This window comes from Pseudonocardia sp. SID8383 (assembly GCF_009864975.1).
In the GTDB taxonomy this organism is placed as follows: domain Bacteria; phylum Actinomycetota; class Actinomycetes; order Mycobacteriales; family Pseudonocardiaceae; genus Pseudonocardia; species Pseudonocardia alni.
The window spans coordinates 1-11075 of record NZ_WWFY01000206.1 but is presented as its reverse complement, the minus strand read 5'-3'; the positions used below and the strand labels follow the sequence as shown (position 1 = coordinate 11075).

Genomic DNA, 11075 nt, shown 5'->3' with positions numbered 1-11075 from the left:
GCCCACTGCGGGGTCCTGGCCGCGGAGCTGCTGCGCGGCACCACATGGTCCGAGGCGGTCGCGCGGGCCGGTGCGGCCGCGGCGCTCGCGGTCACCCGGTACGGGCCGGCCACCGCGCCGACCCGGGCGGAGCTCGACGCGTTCCTCGCCGGGGCCGCCGCGGGGTGACGCTGCGACTCCACGGGTTCATGATCACCGGTTGTGGAGCGCCGAGGTCGTCGAGCGCACTCCGGACTCCACAACCGGTGATCATGGACGGGGCTGGACCCTCAGGTCCCGGCGCCGGCGGCCGTCGCCATGCCCTGGGCGGTCTCCTGGACCGCGTGGAAGGCCGGGCCGCAGACGGCGGCGTCGCCCTCGGCGAGGGTGCCCGGGTCGGCCTGGCAGCCCTTCGCGGCGAAGTCGTCGAGCGCCTTCCCGACGAGGTCGGCCTGCGCGGCCGCGGCCGGTGCGTCCTGGCGGACCTGGGGCAGGACGTTGCGGATCTCGGTGGTGAACCGGCCGCAGCGCGGGAAGACCGTCGCCGGGTCGCCCGACCAGCAGGGGTCCTGGGCGTAGAAGCGGAACTTGGTCCGCAGCGCCTCCAGCCCCGGGGCGCCGACGCGCTCCGAGGCGGTCTGTCCCGGCCAGGGCTCGGTGTCCTGCGCCGACGAGGCGGCGGGGCGGCCGGCGGAGCAGCCGGCGAGGAGCAGGGCGGCCACCAGGAGGGTGACCGCCCGCAGCAGGGACGTGGTCGGGCGCGGGCACGGTTGCACACCGAGACGGTAGGCCCGCGCCGATCATCGTGCCGCTCCGGCCCGGCCCCGGCTGGGCGGGACCGGCCGGCCCCGGCCGGGCGGGACCGATCCCGGGAGCCGGTGCGGGGCGGGCAGGGCGGGGTCAGCCCCTGAGGAGCCCGGTGAGCATCGTGCGCAGCAGCCCCAGCGCCTCGGCCGGGTTGTCCCAGAACACCATGTGTCCGGCGTCCGGGACGGCGACGAGCCGGGCGTCGGGCCGGGCGGCGGCGATCTCGGCGACCCCGGACGCGGGCACGACGGGGGAGTCCGCGCCGTGGAGCAGGGTCACCGGCGCCGGGACGTGCGGCCACGCGTCGAAGAAGTCCTCGGACTCGAATCCGGCGTGCGTCGCGGCGATCGCGGCCTCGTCGCAGGAGGACAGCCAGCGCGCGCGCAGCTCCTGCTCGCGGCGTGGCCAGCGGGGCCAGGACCGGGCGACCCCGTCGGCGTCGGTGCCGCGCTGTGCCTCGTGCAGCTGACCCAGGAACGCCTCCAGCGTCGTCGGGTACGGCGCGCGGCCGGGACCGGACAGCGGCGGGTCGACGAGCACGGCGCCGCCGACCGGCCGTCGCGTCGCGGCGACGGCGGCGATCCGGGCGCCCATCGAGTGCCCGAACAGGATGGTGTCGGGGCCGAGCTCCAGCGCGGCGAGCACGGCCAGGACGTCGCCGGCGTAGTCGTCGAGGGTCCACGAGGTGCCGCTGTCGGACAGCCCGCGGCCGCGGACGTCGAGCACCACCGGGCGGCACAGGTCGACGAGCTCGCGGGCGACGAAGTCCATCGTCACCGCCGGGCTGGTGATGCCGGGCAGGACCAGGACGGGGGCGCCGTCGCCGCCGTAGTCGAGGGCGTGCAGCGCCAGGTCGCCGTGCCGGGCCCAGCGGGACACGGCGGGGACGTCGGCGAGGTCGGCGAGCGCGTCCTGGCGGACCTGCCGGACCAGGGTGGACGTGACGGTCACAGGAGTCCCTTCAGGTAGGCGAGCGCGTCGTCGAGACCGACCACGTCGCCGTACTTCGCGTGGATGTCGAACAGGTTCGCCTCGTGCGGCCCGGCCGCGCGGTCGCCGACGCAGTCCCGCGGCACCAGCACACCGAACCCGGACTGGACGGCGTCGACGGCGCTCGCGCGGACGCAGCCCGAGGTGGTGGCCCCGCACACGAGCACGGTGTCCACACCGGAGGACCGGAGCAGGGTCGCGAGCCCGGTGTCGAAGAACGCCGACGCGCCCTTCTTGGTGAGCGTGTGGTCGGTGCCGCGGACGTCGAGCCGGGGGTCGAAGCCGACGGCGGCCGAGCCCTCGACCAGCGAGCGCATCCCGGGCGCCTTCACCAGCCAGGGCAGGGTGTCGAGCTCGGCGGGGGTGTAGGCGATCGTCGTCCACACCACCGGCGCGCCGAGCGTGCGGGCCGCCTCGACCAGCGTCGAGGTCGCCGCGACGACCTCGGACAGTTCGCTGCCGGTGGGCAGCGCGGGGTCGGTGAACCCGACCGTCAGGTCCACGACGACGACCGCGGGCCGGGTCCCGCGCCGGGCGGCGGCGCCGAACCCGGCGGTCGCGTAGGTCGCGTCGGTACCGGCCCCGTGCAGACCGGTGGGGTGCGGGCTCATGCGGATGCTCCGTCCAGTGCGGACTGCGGTGCGGACTGTGTCGCGTGCTGCGGGGCGGAGTCCAGTGCGGACTGCAGCGCGGCGCGGCGGCGGCCCGCGCAGTCCTCCACGGCGTCGACGATGGTCTGGTAGCCGGTGCACCGGCACAGGTTCGACGCCACGACCTCGCGGATCTCCTCGCGGCTCGCGTCGGGCTCCTCGGCGAGGTAGCCCTCGGCCAGCATCAGGAACCCGGGCGTGCAGAACCCGCACTGCAGCCCGTGGTGCTCACCGAAGCACTGCTGCAGGTCCGACAGCCCGCCGTCGGGCCCGGACAGCGACTCGACCGTGCGGATCGCGGCGTTCTCCACCTGCACGGCGAACAGCAGGCAGGCGCGGGCGGGCGCGTCGTCGACGAGCACGGTGCACGCCCCGCAGATGCCGTGCTCGCAGCCGACGTGGGTGCCGGTCAGCCCCAGGTCGTGGCGGAGCACGTCGGCCAGCGTGCGACGCGGCGGGATCGCCAGCTCGTGACGCTCCCCGTTGACGGTCAGCTCGACCAGCTGGATGTCGGTCACGGTGCCTCCCGGTTCAGCGCGGCGAACAGGTCCGCGCGCGACAGTGGGGTGGAGTCCAGCTCGACGCCGGTGGGGCGCAGCGCGTCGTTGACGGCGTTGAGCACGGCCGCGGGCGCGCCGATGGTGCCGCCCTCACCCGCACCCTTCGCGCCGTCGGCGGTGAACGCGCACGGCGTCTCGAGGTGCTCGATCCGCACGTCGGGGATCTCGGCGGCGGTCGGGACCTTGTACTCCATGAAGCTCGGCGCGAGCGGCTGGCCGAGCTCGTCGTAGACGACCTGCTCGAACAGCGCCCCGGCGATGCCCTGGGCGATGCCGCCGCGGGCCTGCCCCTCGACGACGCGCGGGTGGATGGCGACGCCGCAGTCCTCGACGCAGACGTAGCGCAGGATCTCCACGCCGCCGGTGCCCGGGTCGAGCGCGACGACGCAGCCGTGGGTGGCGTTGGAGAACGTGCCGTCGCCGCCGACGTCGAAGCTCGCCGTCGCGGTCAGGCCCGGCCCGACCTCCTTGGGCAGCAGGTGCGCGCGCAGGTAGGCGACGTCGGCCAGCTCGGCGTAGGAGAACGTGCGGTCCCCGGCGCGCACCCCGCCGCGGCCGTCGAGTTCGGCCGAGCCCACGTCGGCGTCGGCCAGGTGGGCGGCCAGCGCACGCAGCTGGTCGCCCAGCTTCACCGCCGCCGCGGCCGCCGCGGACCCGCCGATCGTCACCGAGCGGGACGCGAACGAGCCCCAGCCGTAGGTGATCCGGTCGGTGTCGCCCTGGACGATCTTGACCTTGTCGTAGGGCAGGCCGAGCCGGTCGGCGACGATCTGGGCGAAGGTCGTCTCGTGGCTCTGGCCGTGCGACAGCGTGCCGGTGGTGACGGTGACCGTGCCGTCGAGGTCCATCGTGATCTGGGACAGGTCGAACCCGGGGACGACCTGCATCCTCCGCGCCGCGAACGCGCCGGAGCCGTAGCCGGTGCGCTCCGAGAAGCAGGAGTAGCCGATGCCCAGCACCCGGCCGTCGGGCAGGGTGCGCCCGGGCCAGCCCTCGTCGCGCAGCACCTGCTCGCACAGGTCGAGGGACTCCCGGTAGGAGCCCGGGTCGTAGGTGATGGCGTTGACCCCGCGGTAGGGGAACTCGGTGATCAGGTTGCGCCGGCGGACCTCCAGCGCGTCGAGCCCGAGCTCGCGGGCGGCGCGCTCCATCAGCCGCTCCATCACCATCACGTACTGCGGCCGGGACACCCCGCGGTACGGCGCGGTCGGCGCCTTGTTCGTGGTGACCGCGCGCCCGCGCACCCGGTAGGCGGGGACCCGGTAGACGCCGGGCATCTCCGCCGAGGCCATCAGCGGCTCGATCCCGGCCGTGAACGGGTAGCAGGAGTAGGCGCCCATGTCGCAGACGACGTCGGACTCCAGGGCGAGGATCTCCCCGTCGGCGGTGAACGCGGCGCGGGCGGTGTAGTGCTGCTCGCGGGCCAGGAAGCTCGCGGTCAGCGCCTCGCGCCGGTCCTCGATCCACTTCACCGGACGGCGGAGGCGCCGCGCGGCGGCCGCGGCGGCGATCTCCTCCCGGCCGACGACGCACTTCTGCCCGAACCCGCCGCCCATGTCCGGTACGACGACCCGGACCTGCTTCTCGTCGAGTCCGGCGCAGCGGGCCAGGACCGTGCGCACCTGGTGCGGGACCTGGGTGCAGGTGCGCACCACCAGCTGCTCGTCGCGGTCGTCCCAGTCGGCGACGACACCGCGGGTCTCCAGCGGCAGCGCGTTCTGCCGCCCGGTGCGGGCCTCCACGGTGACCACCGTGTGCGCCTCGTCGAAGATGCCGTCGATGCCCTCGGTGGCGAACAGCGACACGTCGACGAGCACGTTGCCGGGGGCCTCGTCGTGTACCGGTGGACCGGCCGCGGCCAGCGCGGCGGCCTCGGTCACCACCGGGTCGAGCGGGTCGAGCTCGACGACGGCGGCCTCCACCCCGTCCTCGGCGGCGTAGGGGTCGGTGGCGATCACGACGGCCAGGGGCTCGCCGACGTAGCGGACCCTGTCGCCGGCCAGCACCGGCATCGAGGTGGGGACGAACTCCTCGACCGGCCGGTCGAGGAGCGCGGTGATGTCGCCGAGGGCGAGGTCCGCGGCGTCGAACGCGGCGACGACGCCGGGCACCTGCCGGACCTCGGACAGGTCGACGTCGACCACCCGGGCGTGCGCCTCGGTGCTGCGCACGAACGCCGCGTGCAGCATCCGGGGCAGGGTGATGTCGTCGACGAAGCGGCCGCGGCCGGTGAGCAGCCGCGGGTCCTCCCGGCGCGGGACGGACGCGCCGACCCAGCTGCCGTCGCGGCGGAATCCGGGCTCAGCCACGGGCGGCCTCCTCCCGGGCCCGGGCGACGAGGGTGCGGACCAGCCCGCGGCGGTACTCCGCGGGGATCCCGGCCTCGTCGCGCAGCTCCAGACCGTCGGCGACCTCGGCCGGCGTGCCGGCGTCGGGCACCCGCACCGGGACGGCGCCGACCCCGCCGAGCACGACCTCCTCGGTGCCCAGGTCCACCCCCGCCGCGACGACGGCGAAGTCGCCACGGCGGTCGGCGTACTCGGTGAGCGCCGCGCGTGGCGCGGGACGGGGGAAGACGATCTCCACGATCACCTCGTCGGGGTCCAGGGCGGTGGTGAACGGGCCGAGGAAGAACTCCCGCGCCCGGACCTCCCGGCGCCCGCCCGGCCCCTCGGCGACGACGACGGCGTCGAGCAGCACGGCCAGCAGGCACCACTCGGCGGTGGCGTCGCCGTGCGCGATCGACCCGCCGACGGTGCCGCGGGTGCGGATGGGCAGGTGCCCGACCCAGCGCATCGCGGCCGACAGGACCGCGAAGTCCGGCCCGAGGTCGGCCCGCTCGACGGCCCGGTGGGTGGTGAGCGCGCCGATCCGGAGTGCCCCGTCGGCGTGGTGGATGCCGGCCAGGCCCGGCACGTGGGTGAGGTCGATCAGGTGCCCGGGCCGGGCCATCCGGTAGTTCATCATCGCGACCAGGCTCTGCCCGCCGGCGAGCAGCTTGGGCTCGTCGTCGGCCAGCTCGGTCAGCAGGTCGACCGCCCCGCGCACCGACGACGCCCGGTGGTAGGTGAACGCGGCGGGCTTCACGCCTTCTCCACCCGCTCCACGGCCGGTGCGTCGAGGGTCTGCTCGTCGCCGGTGATGCGGTCCAGCTCGCGGCCGCGGGTCTCGGGGGCGCCGAGGGCCATGAACGTCACGGCGGCGAACACGAGCAGCGCCATCAGGGTGAAGGTCAGCGGCAGGCCCAGCACCGGCCACAGCAGGCTGCCGAAGATCAGCGGGACGAACCCGGTGACCGCCCGGCTCGACGACGACGCCCAGCCGAAGCCCGAGGCGCGCAGCTCGGTCGGGTAGAGCTCGGAGACGTAGGCGTACATCACCGGGATGACGACCAGGGCGAAGAACCCGAACACCGCGATCATCGCGACCGCCGCCGTCGGCGAGCCCATGACCAGCGAGAACACGACCAGCGACAGCGCGGCGCACGGACCGGCGACGCCGATGACCCACTTGCGGCCGACGACCTCGACCAGCAGCACCGAGGTGATGACACCGAGGATGCCGACCGCGTTCATGACGGTGGTGGAGGCGAACGCGGCGACCTCGCCCATGCCCTGGGCGCGCAGGATCGACGGCATCCAGGACAGCGCGGCGTAGTAGACGACCATGACGGTGATGAACAGCGACCACGCGACGCCGGTGATGCGCGGGTTGAACGCCCACACCATTCTCAGCTGCTCGCCCAGCGCGCCGAGACCGCGGCGCCGCGAGGTGGTCGGTTCCGGTGCGGCGGCGGTGATCGCGTACTGCTCCACCGGGGCGCCGGTGCGGCGGACCATGTCGTCGATGACGGTGCGGGCCTCGGCCTCGCGGCCGGTCCGGGCCAGGTAGATCGGGGACTCCGGGACACCGCGGCGGATCCAGAACAGCAGCAGCGCGGGCAGCACCATCAGCGCGAGCATCCAGCGCCAGTTGCCCTCGACCGGCACGAGCAGCGTCGCCGAGAGCCCGGCGAGGGTGGTGCCGACCGGCCACCAGCCGTCCATCGCGGCGAGCACCTTGCCCCGGTAGCGCCGGGGTGAGAACTCGCTGACGATCGCGTAGTCGACCGGGATGCAGCCGCCGAGCCCGATGCCGGCCAGGAAGCGCAGCGCCAGGAAGATCTCCCAGCTGGGGGAGAAGGCGCCGAGCACCGAGAACAGGGCGAAGATCAGCAGGGTGATGCTGAAGACCCGCTTGCGGCCCATCCGGTCGGCGATCGTGCCGAACGCGACGGCGCCGACGGCCATGCCGATGAGGTTGGCCGTCGCGACGAGGCCGCGCTGGCCGGTCGAGAGGTCGAACTCGACGCCGAGCAGCGGGGTGAGGAAGCCGTTGAGGGCGACGTCCCAGGCGTCGAACATGTAGCCGAGGCCGCCGATGAGGAAGATCTTCCCCTGGACGCCCCAGCGCCAGGGCAGGTCCTGGACGACCTGGTCTCCGGTACGCATGTCGGTGCTCCTCTATCGGGCGAAGGGGTAGGTGACGGACTCGTCGTCCGGGTCGCTGCGCGGGGAGCCCCGCCACAGCCAGTCGTACGACACGTCGGACTCGCCCTGGAAGCGGCGCAGCTTCTCGTCGCGTTCGCGCTGCTCGGGGCCGTCGGGCAGGTGGTAGAAGTCCATGTTCTGCAGCGAGGCGTCCTGCACGACGCCCGCGTGCTTGGCGCGGCGCTGCACGTAGCGGGCGAGCGCGGTGTCGATCCCGCCGCGGCCGACCGCGCCGAGCTCCTCGGCCAGCACGGCGGCGTCCTCCATCGCCTGGGAGGCGCCCTGGGCCTGGTAGGGGAGCATGGCGTGGCAGGCGTCGCCGAGCAGGGCGACCCGGCCGTCGATCCAGACCGGATCGCGGCGGCGGCGGTGGAGCGCCCACACCGAGACGTCGTCCTTGGCCTTGGACAGCATCGCCGGGACGCGGTCGTCCCAGTCGGCGAAGTCGGCGACGAGGTCCTCGGCGGTCGCCGGGGCGCTCCAGTCGCGCTCGACCTGCTCGGTGCAGGGCACGATCGCGACGACGTTGAGGTACTCGCCGTGGCGGATCATGTAGTGCACCAGGTGCTTGCCGGGGCCGTACCAGATCGTGGAGTGGTAGCGGTCGAGCAGGAACCGGGTCGCCGGGTCCGCGGCGATCAGCTCGCCGGGGATCAGGGCGCGGTAGGCCATCTCGCCGGAGAAGACGAGGGTGTCGTCGAACCCGGCGAGGTCGCGGACACCGGACCGGATGCCGTCCGCGCCGACCAGCACGTCGCCCGCGACCCGCAGCCCGCGCGCGGTGACGGCGACCGGGCGGTCCGGGTCGGTGCGGTCGAGCTCGACGACCTTCGCGTCGGTGTGCACGGTGACCGCGGGGCCGGGGCCGTCCGGGTCGAGGCAGGCCTCGAGCAGGATCCGGTGCAGGTCGGCGCGGTGGTAGTGCCAGTACGGGGCGCCGTAGGTGTCGACGACCTGCTGCCCGAGCGGGAGCTGGGCGATGATCGAGCCGTCGGCCCAGCGGCGCCGCACCTGGTCCTGCGGGGCGGTGTGGATCCGCTCCAGCGACCGGCGCAGCCCCAGGCCGAACAGGATCCGGCTGGCGTTGGGGGCGGTCTGGATGCCGGCACCGACCTCGCCGAGCTGCGGCGCGGCCTCCAGCACGGTGGCCCGGAAGCCCTGACGGCGCAGGGCCAGTGCAGCGGTCAGTCCGCCGAGACCGCCGCCCGTGACCGTGATCTCCAGGGACTGGCTGGGTGCCACGACTACCTCCTCGCGTCCGTCGGGCCTGTGACGTGGCCCGCACGAGAAGTAATCCGAGCACGTACTATCCGGATACGCAAGGTTTTCGTGCGAACGACCCGGAAGGGAAACCGGGACGTAACCCGGGCGGCCGGGCTCAGTCGTTGCCGGGCAACGACGTCCGCTCCGCGACCGCCTCCCAGTGGGCGCCGAGGGTGTTGAGTAGACCGGCGATCTCCGAGCGCCGGTCGTCGGGCACCGCGGCCAGTAGCTCCGCGTCCAGGCGCCGGGTCCGGCGGGTGACCTCGACGAGGGCGGCCGCGCCGTCGTCGGTGAGGGAGAGGATCTTGCGCCGGGCGTCGCGGGGGGACTCGGTGCGCTCGATCAGCCCGCGGCGCTCCATCCGGCGGCAGACGTCGGCCATCGTCGAGGTGTCCAGGGCGACGGCGCCGGCCAACGAGCTCTGGTCGGACTCCGGGTAGGCGCGGATCGCCGAGAGCACCGCGAACTGCGGGCCGGTCAGCACCGGGTCGACGTGACGGCTCCAGGCGGCGAGGTAGGCCTGGTACATCCGGCGCGCCCCGTAGCCGGGGGCGGCGACGAGGTCGGCCGGGGGAGCGGGTGCGACGCCAGTTCCGCCGCGCAACAGCTCACCCATCATGCCTCCGTGCTCGTCCGGGCCGGGGCCCTCGTCCGCGGGAGATCCTACGTGTCCGGACGATCACGCGGGGTGGCCGGGCCGGGGCTCAGCGCGGGCGCAGGCCGTCGACGAGCAGGTCCAGCAGGCGTCCGGCCTGCTCGCGGCCCTGCGGGTCGGCGACGGCCATGCAGATCCCGCTGGTGCCGACGAGCACGTCCGCGGCGTCGACGTCGGCACGCAGGGTGCCGTCGGCGATGCCTGCCTTCTGAAGCAGGCGGACCGCCTCGACCATCCGCTCGCGGCTCTGTGCGAACGGGTTGTGCCCGCAGGCCACGAGTGCGTGCAGCGAGTCCGCGAGGTGCTTCTTGGTGATCACGTAGTCGACGAAGCGGTCCATCCAGGCCCGCAGTGCCCGGTCCGCGGGCAGCTCGGTGCGCAGCTGTTCGGCGGCGGCGCAGAGCCGGTCGAGCTCGTTGCGGTACACGGCCTCGACCAGGGAGTCCCGGTTCGGGAAGTGCCGGTAGAGCGTGCCGATGCCGACGCCGGCGTCCTTCGCGATGCCGTCGAGGGTCGTGGCGGGGCCGCCACGGCTCTCCGCGGTGAACGCGCGCACGGCCGCGGCCAGCAGCAGCTCACGGTTGCGCGCGGCGTCCGCACGCAGGCCGGAACGTGTGCTGGTGCCCATGGCGGTGCCTCCTCGGGTGGGACTGACGATCCCACGATACGTCTTGCGAACCGGAGGATGCTCCGGATAGAGTCCCGAGTCATACGGAGGATCCTCCGTTTACTTGTCCCCGGGACACGGCGACGCAACGACGACGTCACCGACCGCGTACCCGGTGCTCAGAAGGGATCACGCCATGCTGTTCCGCTCCACGACCGACCGATCCCGTCCGCTGTCCACCACCGCCACCTCCCGTGTCGTCCTGCCGGCCGCACCGGCCGGGACCACCGCCTCCGACGTGCTCGCCGGCGTCGACCTCACCGGCCGGCGCGCCGTCGTCACCGGTGCGACCACCGGGGTCGGCCTCGCGGCCGCCCGCGCACTGGCCGCCGCCGGGGCCGAGGTCACCCTCGCCGTCCGCGACGCCGAGGCTGGTGCCGCCGCCCGCGACGGCATCGTCACCGACACCGGCAACGAGCGCGTCGCCGTCGGCGAGCTCGACCTGTCCGACCAGCGCTCCATCGCCCGCTTCGTGCGCCTGTGGGACGGGCCGCTGCACATGCTCGTGCACGCCGCGGCCGTCACCGGCGCCCCGCTGACCCGCACCGTCGACGACTGGGAGCTGCACCTGGCCGTCAACCACCTCGGGCCGGCGTCGCTCACCTCGGGGCTGCACTGGGCGCTCACGGCGGTCGACGGCGCGCGGGTGGTCACCGTGACCTCCGCCGCCCACCGGGACGCGGCGTTCGACCCGGAGGACCCGCACTTCTCCGACGAGCGCTACGACGCCCACCTCGCCCACGCCCGTTCCCGCAGCGCGGCGCTGCTGCACGCGGTCGAGGCCGCGCGTCGCTGGTCGGGCGACGGGATCGCGGTGAACGCCGCCGACCCCGGCCCGGCGGGGACCGACCCCGAGCAGGGGGCCGCCACGGTCGTGCTGGCAGCGGCGTCGCCGCTGGTCGGGGGGATCAGCGGGCGCTACTTCGCCGGGCTCGCGGAGGCGGGACCGGCCGGGCCGGGCGTGGCGGGCGGGGG

At 74.5% G+C, this 11075-nt stretch carries 11 protein-coding genes and 1 pseudogene; 2 read left to right on the top strand and 10 right to left on the bottom strand.

All coding sequences use genetic code 11. The annotated features are described in order from the left end of the window. Positions 1–168, top strand: a pseudogene (locus tag GTW08_RS04950) (sugar kinase); the annotation flags it as partial. A gap of 101 nt (positions 169–269) precedes the next feature. On the opposite strand, the gene GTW08_RS04945 reads toward GTW08_RS04950, so the two are convergent. The 10 genes from GTW08_RS04945 to GTW08_RS04900 form a co-directional block, all read right to left on the bottom strand. Beyond that, on the bottom strand, positions 270–755 hold the full coding sequence (locus GTW08_RS04945) for a hypothetical protein (RefSeq protein WP_073576215.1): 486 nt from the start codon (positions 753–755) through the stop codon (positions 270–272). A 124-nt stretch (positions 756–879) separates the two neighbouring features. Beyond that, a complete protein-coding gene (locus GTW08_RS04940; RefSeq protein WP_073576214.1) occupies positions 880–1737 on the bottom strand; it encodes an alpha/beta fold hydrolase in 858 nt (285 codons plus the stop codon). After that, on the bottom strand, positions 1734–2387 hold the full coding sequence (locus GTW08_RS04935; protein WP_073576213.1) for an isochorismatase family protein: 654 nt from the start codon (positions 2385–2387) through the stop codon (positions 1734–1736). Before GTW08_RS04935 ends, GTW08_RS04940 begins: the two co-directional genes overlap by 4 nt. Next, positions 2384–2944: a (2Fe-2S)-binding protein gene (locus tag GTW08_RS04930; protein WP_062400706.1), complete on the bottom strand. Its 561-nt coding sequence runs from the start codon at positions 2942–2944 to the stop codon at positions 2384–2386. The genes GTW08_RS04935 and GTW08_RS04930 overlap by 4 nt, the downstream gene beginning before the upstream one ends. Further along, entirely contained in the window at positions 2941–5295 is a 2355-nt protein-coding gene (locus GTW08_RS04925; RefSeq protein WP_161151474.1) for a molybdopterin cofactor-binding domain-containing protein, read from the bottom strand. The genes GTW08_RS04930 and GTW08_RS04925 overlap by 4 nt, the downstream gene beginning before the upstream one ends. Beyond that, on the bottom strand, positions 5288–6073 hold the full coding sequence (locus tag GTW08_RS04920; protein ID WP_073576211.1) for an FAD binding domain-containing protein: 786 nt from the start codon (positions 6071–6073) through the stop codon (positions 5288–5290). Before GTW08_RS04920 ends, GTW08_RS04925 begins: the two co-directional genes overlap by 8 nt. After that, the gene (locus GTW08_RS04915) at positions 6070–7476 is read right to left on the bottom strand and encodes an MFS transporter (RefSeq protein ID WP_100879804.1); all 1407 of its coding nucleotides are present in this window, start codon (positions 7474–7476) and stop codon (positions 6070–6072) included. Before GTW08_RS04915 ends, GTW08_RS04920 begins: the two co-directional genes overlap by 4 nt. A gap of 12 nt (positions 7477–7488) precedes the next feature. Continuing rightward, positions 7489–8757, bottom strand: a complete 1269-nt coding sequence (locus tag GTW08_RS04910; protein WP_161151473.1) for an FAD-dependent monooxygenase — start codon at positions 8755–8757, stop codon at positions 7489–7491. Between the two features lie 136 nt (positions 8758–8893). Next, positions 8894–9394 (bottom strand): MarR family winged helix-turn-helix transcriptional regulator, encoded by a 501-nt coding sequence (locus GTW08_RS04905; RefSeq protein ID WP_073576208.1) that lies wholly within the window; start codon positions 9392–9394, stop codon positions 8894–8896. A gap of 88 nt (positions 9395–9482) precedes the next feature. Next, a complete protein-coding gene (locus GTW08_RS04900) occupies positions 9483–10061 on the bottom strand; it encodes a TetR/AcrR family transcriptional regulator (RefSeq protein WP_073576207.1) in 579 nt (192 codons plus the stop codon). A gap of 175 nt (positions 10062–10236) precedes the next feature. Between GTW08_RS04900 and GTW08_RS04895 the strand changes: the two genes are divergently transcribed. Then, on the top strand, positions 10237–11075 hold an 839-nt coding region (locus GTW08_RS04895; RefSeq protein WP_161151472.1), incomplete at its 3' end, for an SDR family NAD(P)-dependent oxidoreductase.

What these genes read in the sequence shown, in the direction of transcription:
- GTW08_RS04935 (WP_073576213.1), bottom strand. Translation starts at nt 2,387, where the DNA reads ATGAGCCCGCACCCCACCGGTCTGCACGGGGCCGGTACCGACGCGACC.
- GTW08_RS04915 (WP_100879804.1), bottom strand. Translation starts at nt 7,476, where the DNA reads ATGCGTACCGGAGACCAGGTCGTCCAGGACCTGCCCTGGCGCTGGGGC.
- GTW08_RS04905 (WP_073576208.1), bottom strand. Translation starts at nt 9,394, where the DNA reads ATGGGTGAGCTGTTGCGCGGCGGAACTGGCGTCGCACCCGCTCCCCCG.
- GTW08_RS04900 (WP_073576207.1), bottom strand. Translation starts at nt 10,061, where the DNA reads ATGGGCACCAGCACACGTTCCGGCCTGCGTGCGGACGCCGCGCGCAAC.